Source organism: Candidatus Dormiibacterota bacterium (assembly GCA_036495095.1).
Taxonomy (GTDB): domain Bacteria; phylum Chloroflexota; class Dormibacteria; order Aeolococcales; family Aeolococcaceae; genus CF-96.
Genome location: DASXNK010000194.1, coordinates 15,092 through 35,494, shown reverse-complemented (window position 1 = coordinate 35,494; position 20,403 = coordinate 15,092). Strand labels below are relative to the sequence as shown.

Below are 20,403 nucleotides of genomic sequence, written 5' to 3'. Positions count from 1 at the left end.
CCCAACACACCCCGCCACGCCTACCCCCTTTACGCGTTCGTACAATGTCGGGGCTTACCCGGAGGGAGGCGTCGGCACACCCAGCCGACGGAGCACCGGACCTCTGCGTCCCCGCCCCGCACACCGCCCCAACACCCCTGGGAACGCAGTCGTCCTCGCGAGGTGGCGAGCACCTCACGACCCGCTCCATCAACGAGGTCCCCCCTCCCGATGCTGGTAGCCCTGATCCTGCTGGCCGTGGCCGCGGTCGCCCTGGCCGGCGCCATCCTCTACACCCGACAGCAGCTGGAGAAGGAGCGGGCCACCCGCGCCGCCGACGAGGAGCGCCACCGCGAGACCCTCGCCGAGCTCGACCAGCAGCGCAAGCAGATGATGCTCGCCGCCAAGGAGGAGGCGCTGAAGCTCCGCTCCGAGGTGGAGACGGAGAACCGGGAGCGCCGCGCCGAGCTGGCCCGCCTCGAGCAGCGCGGCGCCCAGCGCGAGGAGGCGATGGAGCGCCGGGCCCAGGAGATGGACTCCCGGGAGGAGCGGCTCGGCCGCCGCGAGCTGGAGCTCGAGGAGGTGCGCGGCGGCATCGACGCCGAGCGCGCCGGGATCACCACCGAGCTGGAACGGGTGGCCGCCCTCACCCAGGGCGAGGCGCGCGACGAGATCATCACCCGGGTCGAGGCGGAGCTGACCCCGGAGATCGCCGCCCGCATCCGCGCCGCCTCCGACCGGGTCCGCGAGGAGGCCGACCAGCGCAGCCGCGAGATCCTCATCGCGGCGATGCAGCGGCACGCCGCCGACCAGTCGGGCGAGACCTCGGTGACGGTGGTCCAGCTTCCCAGCGACGAGATGAAGGGCCGCATCATCGGCCGCGAGGGCCGGAACATCCGCGCCCTCGAGGCGGCCACCGGGGTCGACCTGATCATCGACGACACCCCCGAGGCGGTGGTGCTCAGCGGCTTCGACCCGGTGCGCCGCGAGGTCGCCCGGATGACCCTCGAGAAGCTCCTCACCGACGGTCGCATCCACCCCGCCCGGATCGAGGAGATGGTCACCAAGAGCCGCTCGGACATCCAGCTGCTGATCAAGGAGGAGGGGGAGAAGGCCTGCTTCGCGGCGGGCATCCAGGGCGTGCATCCCGAGCTGGTCAAGTTGCTGGGCACCCTGCGCTTCCGCACCTCGTACGGCCAGAACGTGCTCGTCCACAGCACCGAGGTGGCCGCCCTCGCGGGGATGATCGCCGCCGAGATCGGGGCCGACGAGGACGAGGCCCGGGAGGTCGCCCTCTTCCACGACATCGGCCGGGCGGTCGACCACGAGATCGAGGGGTCGCACGCCGTCATCGGCGCCGAGATCCTCTCCCGGCTGGGACGGCCCGCCAACGTGGTCCACGCGGTCCGCGCCCACCACTACGACGAGGAGCCGAGGACCATCGGAGCCTTCGTGCTGCTCACCGCCGACGCGATCTCCGCGGGACGGCCGGGGGCGCGTCGCGAGACCCTCGCCTCCTACATCAAGCGCCTGGAGCGGCTGGAGGCGATCGCCAACGAGATGCCGGGGGTCGAGCGCACCTTCGCCATCCAGGCCGGCCGGGAGATCCGGGTCATGGTCCGGCCCGAGCGCGTCGACGACGACACCGCCGTGGTCATGGCCCGCGACATCGCCAAGCGCATCGAGACCGAGCTCACCTACCCCGGTCAGATCAAGGTGACGGTGCTCCGCGAGACCCGCTCCGTCGAGTACGCCAAGTGACCGCAATTGACTTTCCTGCTCCCGCTTCAGAGAATCCGCTCGCACCACTCCTCTCCGGCCCGGCCGTTCTCGGCCCGGCACGTCCGCAAGCCGTTCTCGCAACGTCGTAGGAACCCGCCGTGGAAATCCTCAAGGTCTCGGCCACCTCGAAGCCCGTTGCCGTGGCGGGAGCGATCGCGGGTGTGATCCGCAGCTCTCAGAAGGTGGAGGTCCAGGCCATCGGGGCCGGCGCCATCAACCAGGCGATCAAGGCGATCGCCATCTCCCGAGGCTACGTCGCCCCCGGCGGGATCGACCTCATCTGCATCCCGTCCTTCATCGACATCAGCATCGACGGAGAGGAGAGGACCGGGATCCGGCTGTTGGTGGAGTCGCGCTGAGCCTGGTCCGGCGCTGGTCTTCCGTACGGATGTTCGCTATGCTGCCCTGGATGGCGTCGACCACCGAGTGAGCCCCTAGACTTCCCGGTCGTGCCTGCACTCATCCCGCTCAGCCCCTCGGCGTCGCATTTTCAGGCGGTGCCGCTCGCCACGCAGCGGCGGGAGCCGATCGTCGTGCCGCTGGGGCGGCCGCCTCGGGTGCATCTGTGGCACATCGGCTGCCAGATGAACGAGGCCGACCGGCTGCAGCTGGGCGAGCAGCTCGCGGAGATCGGCTGCATCCCCGAGGTGCCGCTCGACGACGCCGACCTCGCCATCATCATCAGCTGCGCGGTGCGGCAGAACGCCGAGCAGAAGGTGTACGGGCGCATGCGCGAGCTGATGCGCTGGAAGGAGGCGCGCCCGGGACGGGCGATCGCGCTCACCGGCTGCATGGGGGTCGAGCACGGCTCCGCGCTCCTCGACCGGCTGCCCGGCCTCGACTACCTCTTCGACGTCCGCGAGCCCGACGGCTTCCTGGCGCGGCTGCAGGGCCTCTGGGGCGGCGACCTCGACGGCCCGCTGCCGCTGCCCGCCTCCGACCGGCTCAGCGCCTATGTTCCGGTCATCGGTGGCTGCAACGAGATGTGCTCGTACTGCATCGTGCCCTTCGTCCGCGGGCGCGAGGGCAGCCGGCCGGTGGAGGCGGTGGTCGAGGACGTGCGGCGGCTGGTCGGGCGCGGGGTCCGCGAGGTGACCCTGCTGGGGCAGAACGTCAACTCCTACCGCGACCCCGCCACCGGCGCCGGGCTGCCCGAGCTGATGGCCGCGGTCGACGCCGTGCCCGGGCTCTGGCGCCAGCGCTTCCTCACATCCCATCCGCGCAACGCCTCGGCGGCGCTCTTCGAGGCGATCCGCGACCTGCCCACCGTCTGCGAGCAGCTCCACCTCCCCGTACAGGCGGGCGACGACGACCTGCTCAAGCGGATGCGCCGCGTCTACACCGTCGCCGACTACCGGGCGATCATCGACCGGGCGCGGGCGGCGGTCGCCCGCCTCGCGCTGAGCACCGACATCATCGTCGGCTTCTGCGGCGAGACCGAGGCCGAGTTCGAGGGCACCGAGCGGCTCCTCCGCGAGGTGCGCTTCGACGTCGTCCACCTCCAGGCCTACTCGCCCCGCCCGGGGACGGCGGCGGCGCGGCGGCCCGACGACGTGCCCCTGGTGGAGAAGAAGCGCCGGCTCAACCACCTGCTCGCGGTGCAGCGGGAGATCGCCCTGGAGCGCAACCTCGCCCTCTGCGGCACCGAGGTCGAGGTCCTCGTCGAGTCGGTCACCGACGACGGCCGGCCCTTCGGACGCAGCCGCGGCAACCGGGTGACCCGGCTGGCCGAGGGATCGGCGGTGGCCGGCGAGCTGGTCCGCGCCGAGGTGCGGTCGGCGACCGCCTGGCAGCTGGTGGCCGGGTCGCCGCGGGGGGGTGTGGAGGCGCCGTGACCCGCCGACGCCGCGGCGGGGCGCCGCACGCCGCGGCGGCCGGAGAGAGCCCCTCGCCGCGGTCGACGGTGACCCTCGACGACGCCGGCGAGACCCCGATCCTGCGCGAGTACCGCGCCGTCAAGGAGCGGCACCCCGACGCGATCGTGCTCGCCCGCCTCGGCGACTTCTTCGAGATGCTCGGCGCGGATGCGGAGCGCGCCGCGCCGATCCTCGGGGTGGCGCTGACCAGCCGTGCCTATGGCAGCGCCGGGCGGCTTGCCATGTGCGGGGTGCCGGTGCACGCGCTCACCGGCTACCTGCGCCGGCTGCTCGAGGCGGGGCTGCGGGTGGTGCTCTGGGACCAGGTCGAGGAGGCCACCGGGCGTGGCCTGGTGCGCCGCGAGGTCACCCGGGTGCTCAGCGCCGGGATGGTGCTCGAGGACGCGTTCCTCGAGCCCGCCCGGGCGGTGCGCTGCGTCGTCCTGGCCCCGCTGCCCGGGCGGGTCGGGCTGGCGGCGCTGGAGGCGAGCACCGGCGACCTCCAGCTCTGCGAGGTCGCCGGCGGCCTCGACTCCGCCGCGCTTGCCGAGGAGTGCGAGCGCCTGGCCGCGGCCGAGCTGCTCCTCCCCGAGGGGTGCGAGGCGCCGGCGACGCTGGCGCCGCGGGCGGTCCGCACCACCCTGCCGGGGTCGCTCTTCGACCCGGTGCGCGCCGGCGAGCGGCTTCGCGAGGCCACCGGCACCGCCAGCCTGCGCGGGCTCGGGGTCGAGGGGCTGGGCGCCGCCATCGCCGCCGGTGGCGCCGCCCTCGCCTACTGTGAGCGCTCCCGCATCGCCACCGGCGGCGGCTGGCTGCGGGTGCGCCCCCGGGCGCTGGGGGAGGTGATGCGCCTCGACCCGCCGGCGCGCCGCAACCTCGAGCTGCTCGGCCCCCTCGGCGGTGCCGGCCCGGGGCTGCTCCAGCTGCTCGACCGCACCCGCACCCCGATGGGGGCGCGGATGCTGCGCGGCCGCCTCCAGGAGCCGCTGGTCGAGGTGGAGCCGATCCGCGCCCGCCTCGACGCGGTCGAGGCGCTGGTCGCCGGCCGCGCCGCCCGCCAGCGGCTCGGCGAGGCGCTCGCCGGGGTGCGCGACCTGGAGCGGCTGGTGGGCCGCTGCGTCCAGCGGCTGGCCTCGCCCCGCGACCTCGCCGGGGTGCGCGCCGCCTGCGAGGCGATGCCGCTGGTCGCCGCCACCGTCCCCGGCGGGGGAGGGGCACTGCTCGTCGCCGCCGCCGCCGGCTGCACCGCCCCCGAGGGGCTCGCCGGCCGGCTGGCCGAGGTGCTCGTCGACGACCCGCCCGCCCACGCCCGCGAGGGCGGCGCGGTACGTCCCGGCGCCGACGCCGAGCTCGACTCGCTGCTGGCGGCGGGGGAGGGGGCGCGCGTCTACATCGCCGGGCTCGAGGAGGAGGAGCGGCGCCGCACCGGCATCCGCTCGCTCCGGGTGAGCTACAACCGCATCTTCGGGTACTACCTCGAGATCCCCAACGCCCACCGCGACGCGGTGCCCGCCGACTACGTCCGCAAGCAGACCCTGGTCGGCGCCGAGCGCTACATCACCCCGGCGCTCAAGGAGCAGGAGACGGTGGTCCTCGGGGTCCGCGAGCGCGCCGTCGCCCGCGAGCTCGAGGTGCTCGAGGCCTGCACCGCGCTGGTCGCGAGCCACGCCGGGGCGCTGCTCGCCGCCGCCGGCTGCGTCGCCGAGCTCGACGTCACCCGGGCGTTCGCGGAGATCTCGGACGAGCTCGGCTGGACGCGTCCGACCGTCGACGCCTCCACCGTGCTGGAGGTCGAGGCGGGACGCCATCCGCTGGTCGAGCACAGCCTGCCGGCGGGCGCCTTCGTCGCCAACGACTGCGTCCTCGACGGCGGCGCGGCGCCGATCGTCATCCTCACCGGCCCGAACATGGCGGGCAAGTCGACCTACCTGCGGCAGGTGGCGCTGATCACCCTGCTCGCCCAGGTGGGCTGCTTCGTGCCCGCGCGCCGGGCCCGGATCGGCGTCTGCGACCGCATCTTCACCCGGGTGGGCGCCCACGACGACCTCGCCGCCGGGCTCTCCACCTTCATGGTGGAGATGACCGAGACCGCGGCCATCCTCAACACCGCGACCCCACGCAGCCTGGTGATCCTCGACGAGATCGGGCGGGGCACCTCCACCTACGACGGGATGAGCATCGCCCAGGCGGTGGTCGAGCACCTCGCCGAGGCCCCGCAGCTGCGCTGCCGCACCCTCTTCGCGACCCACTACCACGAGCTCACCGCGCTCGCCGGGCAGCTGCCGCGGGTGCGCAACGCGCGGGTCGAGGTGGTCGAGGACGGCGACAGCGTCACCTTCCTCCACCGCATCGTCGAGGGCGGCGCCGACCGCTCCTACGGCATCCACGTCGCCCGCCTCGCCGGCATCCCCGCCGGGGTGGTGGCCCGGGCGCGGGAGCTGCTGGCCGAGCTCGAGAGCGCGCGGCCGCTGGGGCCCCGCACCGCCCCCAGCGCCCAGCTGAGCCTGCCCCTGCCCGCCGCCACCCACCCCGTGGTCGAGGAGCTGGGGCGGCTCGACCTCGACGGGCTCACCCCGCTGGCGGCGCTGAACAAGCTCGCCGAGTGGCGGCACCGGGTGGGCACCGCCGAGTCCGCGACGTGAGCCCGATCCGGCTGCTGCCTCCCGCGGTCGCCGACGCCATCGCCGCCGGAGAGGTGGTCGAGCGCCCCGCGTCGGTGGTGAAGGAGCTCTGCGAGAACGCGGTCGACGCCGGCGCGGCCCGGGTCGACGTCGAGGTCGAGGATGGTGGCCTGGTGCGGATCCGGGTCAGCGACGACGGCGAGGGCATCGCCGCCGCCGAGCTCCCCCTCGCGGTGGCCCGCCACGCCACGTCGAAGATCGGCGGGGTCGGCGACCTCGAGCGGGTGGGCAGCCTCGGCTTCCGCGGGGAGGCGCTGGCGAGCATCGCCGCGGTCGCCGAGGTGGTGCTCGCCTCGCGCCGCCGCGACGCCGCGGCCGGGGCGCGGCTGCGGGTGCGCGGCTCGGAGACCCTCGAGCATGGCCCCGCCGCCCACGCACCGGGAACGACGGTGGAGGTCCGCGATCTCTTCGCGACCACGCCCGCCCGGCTCCGCTTCCTGCGCACCCGCCGGGGCGAGGGGGCCGCCTGCGTGCGCGCGGTCGCCGATCTCGCCCTCTGCCGTCCCGAGGTCGCGTTCAGCTGCCGCCTCGACGGTCGCAGCGCGCTCCGCACCCCCGGCGGGGTGCTCCTCGACGCGCTCCGCGGGGTGCTCGGCGCCGAGGCCGCCGGCCAGCTCATCGAGATCGCCGCCGAGGGCGAGATCGAGGTCGGCGGCGCCGTCTCCGAGCCCCGGGCGCACCGCGCCGGCCGGGGCGGGGTGGTGCTCGTGGTCAACCGCCGGCGGGTGCACAACCGCGCGCTGGGCGTCGCCGTGGAGGAGGCGTACCGCGGCCTGCTGCCCGCCGGTCGCCATCCCTTCGGCGTGGTCACGGTGGCGCTCGACCCCTCCGCCGTGGACGTCAACGTGCATCCGGCGAAGCGCGAGGTGCGGTTCCGCGAGGAGGGGAGGGTGTTCGCCGCGGTGCAGCGCGCCTGCTGGGCGGTGGTCCAGCAGCAGGGGCGCCCCCACAGCGCGGCGATGCACTGGGACGGGATGCTCGGCGACGGCGCCCGGCCGATGGCGGCACTCGCCCTCCACGACTCCGCCGGGCCCCACCCCTACCGGCGCAGCGGGGCCGGGGCGTGGCCGCCGCACCCCGGTGGCGGCGCCGCCGCGGTCGAGCCCGCCAGCCCGCCCGCGGAGGCGCTCGCCGGCGGCACCGCTCCGCCCGGGGGGATCGCCGCCCTCTCCCCGCTGCGCAGCCTCGGCCAGGCGGGGACCACCTGGATGGTCGCGGAGTCGCCGCTCGGGGTGGTGCTCGTCGACCCCCACGCCGCCCACGAGAAGGTGCTCTACGCGGAGCTGCTGGCCGCCTGGGAGCCCGGGGCGGGGTCGCCGCGACCGGGCCCGGCGGGCGCCTCCCAGCTGCTGCTGCTGCCGGTGCTGGTCGAGGTCGACGCCACCGCGATGGCGCGCCGGGCCGAGCACGCCGGCGCCATCGCCGCCCTCGGCTTCGCCATCGACGAGTTCGGCCCGCGGACGCTGCGCTGCGCCGCCGTCCCCGCCGCCTGCGCCGGCGCCGACGTGACCCGGCTGCTGCTCGAGCTCCTCGACACCCTCGACGGCGACCCCGGGGGCGGCCCGGAGGCGGAGCGGCGTCACCGCGTCGCCGCGCTGCTCGCCTGCCACAGCGCGGTGCGCTTCGGCGACGCGCTCGGCGCCGAGGAGCAGCAGCGGCTGCTCGACCGGCTCGTCAGCACGCCGGGGGGCACCACCTGTCCCCACGGGCGGCCGACCGCGGTGCTCCTCGACGACGCCGCCCTGCGACGCGCCTTCCGCCGTCCGTGACCCCGGCCCCGCATCTGCTGGTGGTCGCCGGGCCGACCGCGACCGGCAAGACCCCGCTCGCCGTCGCCGTGGCCGAGCGCCTCGGCGCCGCCGAGCTGGTGAACGCCGACTCCCGGCAGGTGATCCGCGGCCTCACCGTGGGCACCTGCGCGCCCACCGCCGCTGAGCTGCGCGGCGTGCCCTGCCACCTGCTCGGGGTGCGCGACCCCGGCGAGCCCTTCACGGTGGCGGCCTGGCTCCACCTCGCTCGCCGCGCCGTCGCCGAGATCCACGGGCGCGGCGCCGTCCCGGTCGTGGTCGGCGGCACCGGCTTCTTCGTCGGCGCCCTGGTGGACGGACTCGACCTGGCCGACGTCGAGCCCGACGCCGCCACCCGGGAGCGGCGCTTCGCCCTGGGGGAGCGGCCCGAGGGTCTCGCCGAGCTCGCCGCCGAGCTGGTCCTGCGCGACCCCGACGGGGCCGCCGGGGTCGACCTGCGCAACCCGCGGCGGGTGGTGCGCGCCCTCGAGATCCTCGACGGCCGCGGCACCCTGGCGGTGCGCGGGCGCAGCGGTGCGCTGCCCGCCACCCAGGTGGCGCTGACGGTGGCGCCGGAGCTGCACCGCCGCCTCGTCGAGGAGCGCAGCCGCCGCCTCCTCGAAGGCGGCGGGCTGCTCGCCGAGGTCGAGCAGGCGCTGGCGCGGGGTGTCGCCCGGCCCGCGCTGGACGCCGCCGGGATCGGCTACCGCGAGGCGCTGGCGGTGCTCGACGGCGTCTGCGACGTCGACGGCGCGGTCGACTCGCTGGTGCGTCGTACCCTGAGGTACGCGAAGGCGCAGCGCACCTGGTTCCGGCGCGATCCCCGGATCCTCTGGCTGGAGCGCGACGCCGGATCCGTGGACGGGCTCGCCGCCGAGGTCATCGATGCGCTTCACCAAGATGCACGGTCTGGGGAACGACTTCCTGGTCGTCGACGACCGTGAGCCGCACCCCGTCGACTGGGCCGCGCTGGCCCCGCTCGCCTGCGCCCGCCGCACCGGCGTGGGCGCCGACGGCATCCTCCTCATCCAGCGCTCGGAGGTCGCCGACCTGCGCCTCCGGGTGGTGAACGCCGACGGCAGCGAGCCCGAGATGTGCGGCAACGGGGTGCGCTGTGCCGCCCTGCTCGCCGCCGAGACCGGCGCCGGGGGCGCGGTGGTGCGCTGGGAGACCCCGGCGGGGGTGGTGACCACCGAGCTGCTCGGCGAGGGGGCGGTCCGCGTGGACATGGGCCGGCCCCGTCTCGACCCTGCCGCGGTGCCCTTCGTGCACGACGGCGTGCGCGCCCTCGACGTGCCCGTCGACGTCGAGGGCGAGGTGCTGCGGGTGAGCGCGGTGGGGATGGGCAACCCCCACTGCGTGGTGCTGGTCGACGGCGACCTCGACACCGCTCCGCTGGCCCGGCTGGGCGGAGGGCTGCAGCGCCACCCCCGCTTCCCCGCCGGCGCCAACGTCGAGTTCGTCCAGCCGGTGTCCCGAACCCGGGTCCGCCAGCGCACCCTGGAGCGCGGGGTGGGGGAGACCGACGCCTGCGGCACCGGCGCCTGCGCCACCGCGGTGGCGCTGACCGCGCTGGGGCTCGCCGACCCTCCCCTCGAGGTGGAGCTGCGCGGCGGGGTGCTCACGATCGCCTGGGAGCCGGGCGGTCCGGTGCTGATGACCGGGCCGGCGGAGATCGTGTTCCGCGGCGAGCTGGCCGGCGTGTGAGCGCGGTGAGAAGGCCGCCGGTGAGCGCCGCCGCCCGGCTGGCAGGGATCCCCGAGTACTTCTTCGCCGGCATCCGGGAGCGGGTGGCGCAGCTCCGCGCCGAGGGCGTCGACGTGATCGGGCTCGACGTCGGCGACCCCGACCTGCCGACGCCGCCGGCGATCGTCGAGCGCGCCGAGGCCGCGCTGCGCGACCCCGGCAACCACCGCTACCCGGCCTACGCCGGGCTCGACGAGCTGCGCGCCGCCATCGCCGCGTGGTACCGGCGGCGCTTCGGCGTCGAGCTCGACCCCGACACCCAGGTGCTGCCGCTGCTGGGCAGCAAGGAGGGCATCGCCCACCTCCCCCTCGCGGTGGTCGACCCCGGAGACGTGGTGCTGGTGCCCGACCCCGGGTACGCGGTGTACGCCAGCGGGGCGCTGATGGCCGGGGGCGAGCCCCACCGCCTCCGACTGCGACCGGAGCGGGGCTTCCTCCCCGACCTCGGCGCCGTGCCCGACGCGGTGGCGGCGCGGGCCCGGCTGCTCTGGCTGAACTACCCGAACAACCCCACCGCGGCGGTGGCGCCCTCGGAGTTCCTCGACGGGGCGGTGGCCTTCTGCGCCGAGCGCGGCATCCTCTGCGCCCACGACGCGCCGTACAGCGAGATCACCTTCGACGGCTACCGGGCCCCCAGCCTGCTCCAGTCGCCGGGGGCGCTCGAGGTGGGCGTCGAGTTCCACTCGCTGAGCAAGACCTACAACATGACCGGCTGGCGGGTGGGGATGGCGGTGGGCAGCGCCGCGGCGATCCGACTGCTCGCCCGGGTGAAGAGCAATGTCGACAGCGGCATCTTCGCGGTGGTGCAGCGGGCCGCGCTGGCGGCGCTCGACGAGCCCCCGGAGGCGCTGGCGGCGCGCAATGCGCTGATCGCCGGCCGGCAGACCCGGCTCTGCGCGGCATTTGCCGCCGTCGGCGTCGAGATCCCCCGCAGCCGCGCCACCTTCTACCTCTGGGCGCCGGTGCCCGGGGACGGCGACAGTCGCGCCTTCGCCGCCCGGCTGCTCGACCGCGCCGCTGTCAGCGTCACCCCCGGAGTCGCCTTCGGGCCCGGCGGCGAGGGGTTCTTCCGGGTGTCGCTGACCGCTCCCGAGGACCGGATTGACGAGGCCTGCCGGCGCATCCGCGCCCTCGGCGGCTGACCGGAACGCACGTCCCGGAGGGGCCCCCACACACTCCGCGAGTGCCCGGGAACAAACGTTTGCATTTCCCCCGCCGCCCGTGCTACATTCCGCGACGCGCCAGCCGAAGAGGACATTTTCATGGTCGAGGGCCTCAATCCGCGGCAGCGGGAAATCCTGGAATTCCTCAGGAATCACGCCCGCAATCACGCATACCCGCCCACCGTCCGAGAGATCGGGCAGGCGGTCGGGCTCAGCTCCTCGTCGACGGTGCAGAACCACCTGAATGCGTTGGAGCAGAAGGGTCACATCCGTCGCGACCCCACCAAGTCCCGCACGGTCGAGGTGGTCGGCGACGAGCCGGTGGCGGTCCCGCGGAGCTTCTCGGTCCCGCTGGTCGGTCGGGTGGCCGCCGGTGGTCCCATCCTCGCCGAGGAGAACATCGAGGACCGCATCGTGCTCGGGCCGGAGATCGCCGGCGGCGACGACGCCTTCGCGCTGCACGTCCGCGGCGACAGCATGATCGAGTGCGGCATCCACGATGGCGACATGGTGGTCGTCCGCCCCCAGAGCGACGCCAGCAACGGCCAGATCGTGGTGGCGCGCATCGAGAACGAGCAGACCGGGGAGCACGAGGTCACCGTGAAGCGCTTCTTCCGCGAGGCGGGGCGCATCCGGCTGCAGCCCGAGAACCGCGCGCTCGAGCCCATCTACGTCCGCGACCTCCACCTCGAGGGTGTGGTGGTCGCGGTGGTGCGCGTCCTCCGCTAGCCCCCGCTAGCCGCATCCGCCGCCGCAGATCAGGGCGCGGCGGAGTCGTCGGGTGACGCGACCGGCGCCGACGCCGGAGTGGCGCTGACGGCGGTGGGACCGACGGGCGCGGCGGGCGGGTCCGTCTCCGGCGGCGGGGATGCGCCGTCGCCGGTGGTGGGTGTGGGCAGCCCGGCCAGGTAGCTGTGCAGGGCGACGGCGAGCGCGCTCCACATGTCGCCGCTGACCGTGACCGTGGTGGCGCCCGCGTCCTCGACCGCACCGACGCCGACCCGCGGGTCGTGGCGGAGCAGGAGCGGCACCCCCGGGAGCAGCGCAGCGGGGAGCAGGGCGATCAGCGCCACCGACGACGCCGAGGCGATGAGCACTCCGAAGACCACCGCGATGCCCACGGTCACCGCGGCGCCGGCGCCGTAGCGCGGTGACCGGCCGGGGGCGAGCACGAGGTGGGTGGAGCCGCGCGCGACCACGCTGGCCCGGGGGACCTCGAGCCGGGCGATGTCGGCGAGCACCCGCTCCGGGGGGCGGCTGGTGCGCCGCGACACGTGGTAGGGGATGGTCGGCTCCCGCCGGCCGCGGCCGGCGGTCACACGCCTCTCCAGCCGCGGGGGCGGTCACCCAGGAGCAGCCCGTTCACGGTCGCCTATCCTGACCGAAGGGAGCGCGGATGTGCGGAGCGCCCCCCCGGCCGGCCGGGATGCGGGTGCCCGTCGCCCGCTGGCCTGCCGGGGCGCGGCCTGCTACGGTTTCCGGGCAGTGGGCGCGTCAGCGTCCTGAGGAGACCGGATGGCCAGGCCCGCTCCGACCGACCCGACCCTCAGCCCGGTGCTGCTGGCTGCGCTCGCCGTGGTCGCCGTCGTGGTGGTCGCGGCCCTGATCTCCGGCCGGCGGCGGCGCGAGTCGCTGTTCGGCCTGCGGCCCTGGTGCGCGATGCTCGCCCTGATCCTCCTCGCCATCGCCTACGTCTCCCCGCTGGCGACCCTCGCCGCCCACTACCTGCTCACCGCCCACCTCATCCAGGTGACGCTGGTGATGGGCTTCGTCCCCCCGCTGCTGCTCCTCGGTCTCGACCCCGCCGCGGGGATGCGGTCGCGCTGGGGGCGGCGGCTGGAGTGGCTCGCCCACCCGGCGCTCGCCATCGTGCTCGTGAACGTGGTCTTCTTCGGCTGGCACGCCGGCCCCCTCTACCGCGCCTGCCTCCGGCACCCGGAGCTGTACTCGCTCCAGCAGGTCAGCCTGCTCGCCGTCTCGCTCGCCTTCTGGTGGCCGATCGTCAAGCCCGGTGGGTGCGGGCGGTGGTGCATGGGCTCGCTCGGCAAGCTCGGCTACATTCTCCTGGCCACCATCCCCCAGACCTTCGCCGGGCTGCTCTTCGCGCTCGCCCACCGCGCCTTCTACACCGACTACGCGGACGCCGCGCGCAGCCTCGGGGTCAACCCGCTCACCGATCAGCAGCTGGCCGGCGCGTGCATGGCGCTGCTCAGCAAGCTCGCCCTCTTCGCCGCCTTCAGCGTGGTGCTCTGGCGGATGCTCGAGCCCGGCGGCGCCGACGGTGACGCCGACGACGACAGCGGCGGCGGCGACGGTCGCGATGCCCCGCTGCCGGTGCGTCCCGGTGCCCCCGCCTGGCTCGGCCTGCTCGACCGCCCCCGGCTGCGGGACGAGCCGCCGGCGCCGCGCCGTCCCGCCACCGTCGTCCGTCGCTGAGCTGCGGCCCTCCGACTGATCCGCAGCGCCGTCGCCGCCGCAGTACAGGGTGACGGCCTCGCACCCAGCACGGTCGGGGTCGCGGGTCGGTTGCGGGGGATTCGAGGAGGAGAGCGATGCGCGTGGTGCTCACCGGAGCCACCGGGACGATCGGCACCGCGGTGGCCGCCGCCCTGCAGCGCCGCGGCGACGAGGTCGTGGCCCTGACCCGGGACCCAGACCGTGCCCACCGAGGGCTCTCGGGCGTGGAGCTCCACGCGTGGCCCCGCCCGGCGTCGGCCCCGCCGCCCGAGGCCGCGCTCGCCGGCGCGGACGCCGTCGTCCACCTGCTCGGCGAGCCGGTGGCGCAGCGCTGGACCGAGAGCGCCAGGCGCGAGATCTCCGACTCCCGGGTGCTCTCCACCCGTTCGCTGGTCGCCGCCATCGCCGGGCTGCCGGAGGATCGGAGGCCGCGGACGCTGGTGTCGCAGTCGGCGACCGGCTTCTACGGCCCTCACGGCGACGAATGGCTCGACGAGCGGTCGCCGGCGGGCGCCGACTTCCTCGCCGGAGTGGTCGTCGCCTGGGAGCGCGAGGCCCTCGCGGCGGCCGATGCCTCGGGCCTGCGGGTGGTCGTCGCGCGCACCGGGGTGGTGCTCTCGCCGGAGGGCGGGGCGCTCGCCAAGATGCTCCCGCCCTTCCGTCTCGGCGCCGGAGGGCCGGTCGCCGGCGGGCGCCAGTGGGTCAGCTGGGTGCACCTCGACGACGTCGCCGGCGCGCTCCTGCACTGCGTCGACGATGCCGGGGCGGCGGGACCGGTCAACGTGGTCGCGCCCACCCCGGTCACCAACGCCGAGCTGTCGAGAACCCTGGGCGCCGTGCTCCGCCGTCCCGCGGTGACGCCCGTCCCCGCGCTGGCGCTGCGCCTCCTCTACGGCGAGATGGCGTCGATGGTCACCACCGGGCAGCGGGTGTCGGCCGGGCGCCTGCTCGGTCTCGGCTATGCCGTCCGGTATCCGGACCTCGAGCCTGCGCTGCGGCAGCTGCTGGGCGCCCCATAGCCGCTCGTCGGAGGCAGCACCACCGGAGCAGGGGAGGGGCCGCGGCGCGAGAGCGGAGAGGGAGGTGGGTCCGATCGCGCGCGTGGGTCAGCGCCGGGCGCTTCCTCCCCTGCCTATGGCGGCGGGATCGTCAGCGCCTGGCCCGGCACCAGCGTCCCGCCACTGAGGTGGTTGATGGACAGGATGTCGTCGACCCGCTGACGCAGGTCGCCGTCGTCGGGGTAGTGCGCGGAGGCGATGCTCCAGACCGTGTCACCGGGGCCCACGGTGACCACCTGGGTGCCACCGCTGCTGCCGCCGTAGACCACGTTCCCGAGGAGCACGAGGAGGATCAGCGCCCCGGCGAGCGCGAGCAGGATGCGCCGTTCGATGGCGCGCATGCGGCGCCGGCGCCGGCGGGCGTTGGCGGGGGCGAAGTCGTGGAGGAGGTTGGTCATGTCGTGGGTGGGTGGTCGATGGGGGGTCGTCTCTGCTCACGAACGCCTGTTCGCATGGCGAGCGTACACGAACAGGCGTTCGGAGTCAACAGGTGTGGGAGAAACCCGACCGGCGGTGGGCGTGGGATGATCCGCCGATGCACGCGCGCGAGATCCGGATCCGCGTGGCGGTGCTCATCCAGGACGGCGATCGGGTCCTGCTGGTCCAGCACCTGAAGAACGGCCGCCGCTACCGGCTGCTGCCCGGCGGTGGCGTCGAGGTGGGGGAGACCCTGGCCGCCGCCGCCGAGCGCGAGCTTCGTGAGGAGACCGGCTACGAGGTCGACGTCGGCCGCCTGCTGCTGCTCTGCGAGTCGGTGGCGCCGCTCGGCCGCCATCTCGTGAACCTGGTCTACGCCGGGAGCATCCGCGGCGGCAGCCTCCGCGCGGGCATGGACGGCCGCCTCGTCGGCGTCGCCTGGGAGCCGGTGGAGGATCTCGCCACCCTGGAGATGTACCCGCCCATCGGCCCCGAGGTCCTGGCCTGCTGTCGCGAGGGGCTGGCCGGGCCGGTGCGGGTCCTCGGCAACGTCTGGCGCGAGCAGCTGCCCCGCTGATCCGCTCCCCACTACGATCTGCGGCGTGACGGAGGACGGGCGATGGGCGGGGTGAACCGGGAGCCGGGGCCGCCGCCGGTGGAGGTGAGCGTCGACGTCGCCGCTCCCGCCGAGGCGGTCTACGCGCTGGTCTCGGACGTGCGCCGGATGGGGGAGTGGAGCCCCGAGTGCGTGCGCTGCGAGTGGATGGGCGGCGCCGGCGGTGCCGCGGTGGGGGCGCGCTTCCGCGGGCACAACCGCATCGGCCTGCGACGCTGGTCGACGGTCTCGACGGTGGTGTCGGCCGACCCGGGCCGGAGCTTCGCCTTCCGGGTCGCCTCGATGGGGCTGCCGGTCGCGGAGTGGCGCTACACGGTGACCGCCATCCCCGGCGGCTGCCGGATCAGCGAGACCTGGACCGACTCCCGCGGCGGGGTGATCCGGGCGCTCGGCAGGGTCGCCACCGGGGTGGGCGACCGCGCCGCCCACAACCGCCGCGGCATGGAGGCGACATTGGCGCGGATCAAGGCCGCGGCCGAGGGGGGGGCCCGGTAGCAATGGCCGAAAAACCAACGGATATGAGATTCGGGGTCGGATCTCGGATCAGGTGCGGCGACGGATGGTGACCAGAGCACCGAGCGCAAGCGCCATCCAGCCGGCGAGGTAGCCGAAGGCGACCACGGGCGAGATCGCGGACCAGAGGACGCCCGCGATCGCGCTGGCGGCCAGGTTGCCCACACTCTGGACTCGATCGCCAGAGCTGCGGGGAGACCGGAGAGCACCGAGACCCCGATGGCTGTCCGAACGCCCACGAGGCCCGACGAGTCGCCTTCGGATCACAAAGGAGGGAGCGCACGAAGCCCATGCATGCTACACCAAGCGTTTACGGCGAACGATCCCAGTAGAGTGGCGGTTGTCGCAATCGTCAAACTGATGACCTCCGCCCGCAACCTGCCGTCCGTGCGATCGATAGCCCAATCGATCACCCCGTACGGCGGGATCAGTAGCAGAAAAATGATGTACCCCACTCGACTACCAAGTGATGCGTCGGCCCGCGAAACGACGTCGAATAGGGCCATCCCCCAGAGCGCAACACCTACCAAAACGAAGCCGAAGACCAGCTCGAGCCGGATCGACTGGGTGAGGCCGGACCACTGACCCCATGTCGCCGCGCCGGCGACGCCCGCGGCATAGAGCACGACGTAGCCACCCCAGCGGCCGTCCCTGAACCCATGGGCGGCTAGGTACGCACCGAGCGCCGCCATGCTCGCCAGCAGAAGGATCAAGAGTGGCCACATGTGCTGATCACCCCGTGAGCCGTGGAGGCTAGGGTCCTCGTCTCGCGATTCGACAGCCCGCCTTCCAGAGAATTGTCCGCCCCCAAGGCCTGGGCTCCCGAGTTCCGCCTCCGAGCATTCTCGGAACTTTGCCGGCGAAGCAGGGCTGGTGCGCCGAGAGCTCGATCCAGATGAGCTGATCGAGCACTGGACCGTCCTTCCGGACGAGCAGGCGCTCATCCAGGCCAAGCGGGGCGAGAACCGGATGGGGTTTGCCCTGCTGCTCAAGTTCTACATCCAACGGGGCCGGTTCCCCCGGCGCCGATCCGAGATCCCCGCCGAGGCCGTCGACCACGGTGCCCGGCAGGTCGGGGCGCCGGCCGGTGACGTCGACGCCTACTACTACTAGTGGACTGGCCGCACCTGCGAACTCCATCGGGTCCAGATCCGAGCGGGGCGGATCCCGGGAGTGCACGGTTGCGGACAGATGCCCCGTAAGGGCATCCTTGCACCAGATACTCATGAGAATATGCATTCTCATGAGTATGTAGGCTTCCGGGAAGGGCCCCCGGCGCGGCCCCCCTCTCGCTGTCACGGCGCGGTGACGGCCTTGACTCTCCAGCCACTGGAGGCCTCAGGGTCGGGGCATGGACATCTCGATCGGCCAGATGGCGCGGCTCACCGGGCTCCCGGTGAAGACCGTCCGCTACTACTCGGACATCGGGCTCGCCCCCGAGGCCGAGCGCAGCCCGTCCGGCTATCGCCGCTACGACCAGGCCGGGCTGGCCCGGCTCGAGCTGGTCCGCACCCTCCGCGACCTGGGGTTCGACCTGGCGACGATCCGCCAGGTCCTCGACCGCCGGGCCGGGCTCGCCGAGGTGGCCAGCGCCCACGCCGACGCCATCGACCTGCACATCCGTCAGCTCACCCTGCGCCGGACGCTGCTGCGGGCCATCGCCCGCCGCGACTCCCGGCCCGAGGAGGTACATCGCATGACCGCGTTCGCCCGCACGTCCGCCGATGAGGCCGGACGGATCATGGAGGACTTCATCGCCTCCGTCTTCGCCGACCATCCCGACGACCCCTTCGCCACGGTGATGCGCAGCGGCCTGCCCACGCTGCCGGAGGACCCGTCCGACGCCCAGATCGACGCCTGGGTCGAGCTCGCCGGAATGGTCGGCGACGCCGACTTCCGTGCCCGGGTGCGGCGGATGGTCACCGAGGGGGCCCGGCTGCGGGCCGGCTCCGGCATCAGCCACGACGACAAGCCCACCGCGGAGGCCGGGCGGGCGGTGGTGGAGCGTGGCCAGGCGGCGATCGCCGCCGGGGTCGCGCCGGAGTCGGAGGGGGCGGCGGCGATCGCCGACGAGCTGGTCGGGCTGTTCGCGACCGCCGCCCACCGGAGCGACGACGCCGCGTATCGCGCCGAGCTGGTCTGGATGCTCGAGACCTTCAGCGACCAGCGGGTGGAGCGCTACTGGAACCTGATCGGCGTCATCAACGGCTGGCCGCAGGGGCCCTCGCTGACGCCCGCCTACGAGTGGTTCGTCGCCGCGCTCCGGGCGGCGCGCTGAGGTGTTCGGTCCGGGGGCGGCCGCCGCCCCCAGACCGACACCAGCGGCGCCGCGGTGACGCAGCTGCCAGGGTCGGCGAGCATGGCGAGGCAGCGGTCGATGTCGGCCTCGGGGATGCCGCCGGCGATCACCGGCTCGCGGAACCGCAGCATCGTGAGGTGCATCATCTCGGTGAAGGCGCGGTCGCCGATCGGCGCCCTCGCCTCGCCCGCCACCTCGGCGAGCCCCACCGCGCGCAGGCCGGCCGCCGCCCGCCAGGACCAGCCGCCGTCGTAGGTGCCGGTGCGCATCACCTCCAGGGTCGCCGACCAGACCCGGCCGAACACGGGGCCGGCGTCGACCGGGTCGCAGGGCCAGTCGCCGAGCTCGGCCCAGCGGAAGTCGAAGTCCTCGACGAGCAACCACCCGCCCGGGCGCAGGCTGGCGGCGAGGCGGTGCAGCGCGCGGGCGCGGTCCGGAAGATGGCCGATGACGTGGCGGGCGTGGACCAGGTCGAAGGCCGCGGCGGGGAGCGGGTCGCTGAGGATGTCGAGGCGGCGCACCTCGAGGTTGGGGCGCCGCTCCTCCTCGAGCAGGGTGGTGTCGAGATCCACCGCCAGCACCGTGCCCCGGTCGCCGACCCGGTCGGCGAGCCAGCGGGCGATCGAGCCCCGGCCCGCACCCACCTCGAGGCAGTCCCAGCCGGTGCCGACGCCGGTGCGGCGCAGGTGGTCGACGGTGAGCGGATCGCCGCAGCGCTCCAGCGCGTCGAGGCGCTCGGCCTCGCGCTCCCAGGTCTGGTCCAGGATGTATCTCGGCATCGTCCGCCTCGTGACCGGACTCGCCCGCGGCGCCCCGTTGCGGCCGCCGAGCATACGCGCGCGGAGGCTCGGGGCCAACTCGCATCGGCAGGTGTCACCCGCCGGGCCGGACCCTCCCCGCCCCACCGCGGGCGCCGGAGAGCTATCCGGCGATGGTCACCGCGCCGCCGGCACCGCCCGCCGTGCCGCCCGACGCGCCGCCGATGGTCATCGTGCCGCCTCCGCTGGTGCCGGCGCCGCCGCCTCCGGTCAGCGAGGCGGGGTCGAACCCGACGGTCACGCGGGTGCCGGGGACGTTGCCGCCGCCGAGGACGGTGGGGTTCAGGGTGACCTGGTTGCGCTGGCTCGCGGTCGAGGAGCTCGTGATGCTCGTCCCGCCGCTCGTTCCCGGCCGGATGGTCTGGCGGCCGCCGAGGTCGAAGGTCGTGAACGGCGCGGGCGTGGTCGGCCCGTTCTGGGTCACGGTCACGCCGACGGCGTGGAGCGGCGCCGGCGGCGGGATGGTTCCCCCGGTCGGGGTGCCGAGGCCGCGGAGGTCGAGCACCGGCGCGGGGGGCGGGACCAGCGTGCTGACGCCGAAGGTGTGGTGGCCGATGGTGCCCGGGGAGCTGAGGCTCGATCCCAGCGCGGACGGGCCCACGCCGATGCCGGAGCCCACGCCGATGCCCGCGCCTCCACCGATGCCGGAGCCTCCACCGATGCCGGCGGCCTCACCCCCACCGGCCAGGCTGACGATCGCGAGCAGCGCACCGCTCGCGGCGGCGGCCGAATGACGCCCTCTCATGCGACCACTCTAGTCAGCACGTCCCCCTGCGGACAACACCGACAGCGGCGTCACGACAGCAGCCGGGCGACTCTCGTGGTCACCCGGCGAGGAAGGAGAGGCGCAGGGTGCGCTCGGGATTGTCGCGGTTGAGGTCGACGACCACGATCCGCTGCCAGGTGCCGAGGCCGAGCCTCCCCCGCCGCACCGGCACCGTGACCGAGGGCGACACCAGCACCGGCAGCAGGTGGTCGGCGCCGTGCCCCTCGGAGCCGTGGCTGTGGCGGTACCGGTCGTCGCGGGGGAGCAGGCGCTCGAGCGCGTCGACGAGGTCGGGCTCGGAACCGCTGCCGGTCTCCATGATCGCCACCCCCGCGGTGGCGTGGGGGACGAACACGTTGAGCAGTCCGTCGCCGCCGCCCTCGCGCGCCAGCGCCGCCGCCTGGTCGGTGACGTCGACGACGCGGCGCCGCGAGGTGTCGACGAGGAGGTCGCGCTCGAGCACGG

22 protein-coding genes are annotated in these 20,403 nt (G+C 74.7%); 15 read left to right on the top strand and 7 right to left on the bottom strand.

Annotated features, from left to right (window positions below; genetic code table 11):
* Positions 1-210: 210 nt before the first annotated feature.
* The 9 genes from rny (at position 211) to lexA (ending at position 11,723) form a co-directional block, all read left to right on the top strand.
* The gene (rny, locus tag VGL20_19305) at positions 211-1,740 is read left to right on the top strand and encodes a ribonuclease Y (GenBank protein HEY2705835.1); all 1,530 of its coding nucleotides are present in this window, start codon (positions 211-213) and stop codon (positions 1,738-1,740) included.
* 119 nt (positions 1,741-1,859) lie between these two features.
* Entirely contained in the window at positions 1,860-2,120 is a 261-nt protein-coding gene (locus VGL20_19300; GenBank protein HEY2705834.1) for a stage V sporulation protein S, read from the top strand.
* Positions 2,121-2,210: 90 nt separating this feature from the next.
* Entirely contained in the window at positions 2,211-3,596 is a 1,386-nt protein-coding gene (locus tag VGL20_19295) for a MiaB/RimO family radical SAM methylthiotransferase (GenBank protein ID HEY2705833.1), read from the top strand.
* Positions 3,593-6,259: a DNA mismatch repair protein MutS gene (gene mutS, locus VGL20_19290; GenBank protein HEY2705832.1), complete on the top strand. Its 2,667-nt coding sequence runs from the start codon at positions 3,593-3,595 to the stop codon at positions 6,257-6,259. The genes VGL20_19295 and mutS overlap by 4 nt, the downstream gene beginning before the upstream one ends.
* Positions 6,256-8,067 carry a DNA mismatch repair endonuclease MutL gene (mutL, locus tag VGL20_19285; protein HEY2705831.1) on the top strand — a complete coding sequence of 604 codons (1,812 nt, stop codon included), beginning with the start codon at positions 6,256-6,258 and terminating at the stop codon, positions 8,065-8,067. The genes mutS and mutL overlap by 4 nt, the downstream gene beginning before the upstream one ends.
* Positions 8,064-9,029, top strand: a complete 966-nt coding sequence (miaA, locus tag VGL20_19280; protein ID HEY2705830.1) for a tRNA (adenosine(37)-N6)-dimethylallyltransferase MiaA — start codon at positions 8,064-8,066, stop codon at positions 9,027-9,029. Before mutL ends, miaA begins: the two co-directional genes overlap by 4 nt.
* The gene (gene dapF / locus VGL20_19275; protein ID HEY2705829.1) at positions 8,971-9,792 is read left to right on the top strand and encodes a diaminopimelate epimerase; all 822 of its coding nucleotides are present in this window, start codon (positions 8,971-8,973) and stop codon (positions 9,790-9,792) included. The genes miaA and dapF overlap by 59 nt, the downstream gene beginning before the upstream one ends.
* A gap of 20 nt (positions 9,793-9,812) precedes the next feature.
* Positions 9,813-10,973: an LL-diaminopimelate aminotransferase gene (locus tag VGL20_19270; GenBank protein HEY2705828.1), complete on the top strand. Its 1,161-nt coding sequence runs from the start codon at positions 9,813-9,815 to the stop codon at positions 10,971-10,973.
* Between the two features lie 120 nt (positions 10,974-11,093).
* Positions 11,094-11,723 (top strand): transcriptional repressor LexA, encoded by a 630-nt coding sequence (gene lexA, locus VGL20_19265; GenBank protein ID HEY2705827.1) that lies wholly within the window; start codon positions 11,094-11,096, stop codon positions 11,721-11,723.
* A 29-nt stretch (positions 11,724-11,752) separates the two neighbouring features.
* Here lexA and VGL20_19260 read toward each other — a convergent pair whose 3' ends face one another.
* Complete coding sequence (locus tag VGL20_19260) at positions 11,753-12,313, bottom strand: hypothetical protein (GenBank protein ID HEY2705826.1); 561 nt, start codon at positions 12,311-12,313, stop codon at positions 11,753-11,755.
* Positions 12,314-12,509: 196 nt separating this feature from the next.
* Here VGL20_19260 and VGL20_19255 point away from each other — a divergent pair, with 196 nt between their 5' ends.
* Positions 12,510-13,430, top strand: coding sequence for a cytochrome c oxidase assembly protein (locus VGL20_19255; protein HEY2705825.1), 921 nt, complete (start codon positions 12,510-12,512; stop codon positions 13,428-13,430).
* 116 nt (positions 13,431-13,546) lie between these two features.
* Positions 13,547-14,470, top strand: a complete 924-nt coding sequence (locus VGL20_19250; GenBank protein HEY2705824.1) for a TIGR01777 family oxidoreductase — start codon at positions 13,547-13,549, stop codon at positions 14,468-14,470.
* 113 nt (positions 14,471-14,583) lie between these two features.
* Here the strand turns inward: VGL20_19250 and VGL20_19245 are convergent, their stop codons facing one another.
* Positions 14,584-14,907 carry a LysM peptidoglycan-binding domain-containing protein gene (locus tag VGL20_19245; GenBank protein HEY2705823.1) on the bottom strand — a complete coding sequence of 108 codons (324 nt, stop codon included), beginning with the start codon at positions 14,905-14,907 and terminating at the stop codon, positions 14,584-14,586.
* Positions 14,908-15,044: 137 nt separating this feature from the next.
* On the opposite strand from VGL20_19245, the gene VGL20_19240 reads away from it, so the two are divergent.
* Together VGL20_19240 and VGL20_19235 are read left to right on the top strand one after the other, a co-directional pair.
* Positions 15,045-15,503: an NUDIX hydrolase gene (locus VGL20_19240; GenBank protein HEY2705822.1), complete on the top strand. Its 459-nt coding sequence runs from the start codon at positions 15,045-15,047 to the stop codon at positions 15,501-15,503.
* A gap of 42 nt (positions 15,504-15,545) precedes the next feature.
* A complete protein-coding gene (locus VGL20_19235; GenBank protein ID HEY2705821.1) occupies positions 15,546-16,037 on the top strand; it encodes an SRPBCC family protein in 492 nt (163 codons plus the stop codon).
* Between the two features lie 48 nt (positions 16,038-16,085).
* On the opposite strand, the gene VGL20_19230 is transcribed toward VGL20_19235, so the two are convergent.
* Together VGL20_19230 and VGL20_19225 are read right to left on the bottom strand one after the other, a co-directional pair.
* Entirely contained in the window at positions 16,086-16,220 is a 135-nt protein-coding gene (locus VGL20_19230; protein ID HEY2705820.1) for a hypothetical protein, read from the bottom strand.
* Positions 16,221-16,318: 98 nt separating this feature from the next.
* Positions 16,319-16,768, bottom strand: a complete 450-nt coding sequence (locus VGL20_19225; protein ID HEY2705819.1) for a hypothetical protein — start codon at positions 16,766-16,768, stop codon at positions 16,319-16,321.
* A 160-nt stretch (positions 16,769-16,928) separates the two neighbouring features.
* On the opposite strand from VGL20_19225, the gene VGL20_19220 reads away from it, so the two are divergent.
* Entirely contained in the window at positions 16,929-17,168 is a 240-nt protein-coding gene (locus tag VGL20_19220; protein ID HEY2705818.1) for a DUF4158 domain-containing protein, read from the top strand.
* Positions 17,169-17,406: 238 nt separating this feature from the next.
* Complete coding sequence (locus VGL20_19215) at positions 17,407-18,333, top strand: MerR family transcriptional regulator (GenBank protein HEY2705817.1); 927 nt, start codon at positions 17,407-17,409, stop codon at positions 18,331-18,333.
* Here VGL20_19215 and VGL20_19210 read toward each other — a convergent pair.
* The 3 genes from VGL20_19210 to VGL20_19200 all read right to left on the bottom strand — a co-directional run bounded on the left by VGL20_19210 (position 18,294) and on the right by VGL20_19200 (position 20,401).
* Complete coding sequence (locus VGL20_19210) at positions 18,294-19,133, bottom strand: class I SAM-dependent methyltransferase (protein ID HEY2705816.1); 840 nt, start codon at positions 19,131-19,133, stop codon at positions 18,294-18,296. The two genes, VGL20_19215 and VGL20_19210, sit on opposite strands and share 40 nt — an antisense overlap.
* A gap of 142 nt (positions 19,134-19,275) precedes the next feature.
* Positions 19,276-19,917, bottom strand: coding sequence for a hypothetical protein (locus VGL20_19205; protein ID HEY2705815.1), 642 nt, complete (start codon positions 19,915-19,917; stop codon positions 19,276-19,278).
* Positions 19,918-19,996: 79 nt separating this feature from the next.
* On the bottom strand, positions 19,997-20,401 hold the full coding sequence (locus tag VGL20_19200; GenBank protein HEY2705814.1) for a secondary thiamine-phosphate synthase enzyme YjbQ: 405 nt from the start codon (positions 20,399-20,401) through the stop codon (positions 19,997-19,999).
* Positions 20,402-20,403 lie beyond the last annotated feature (2 nt).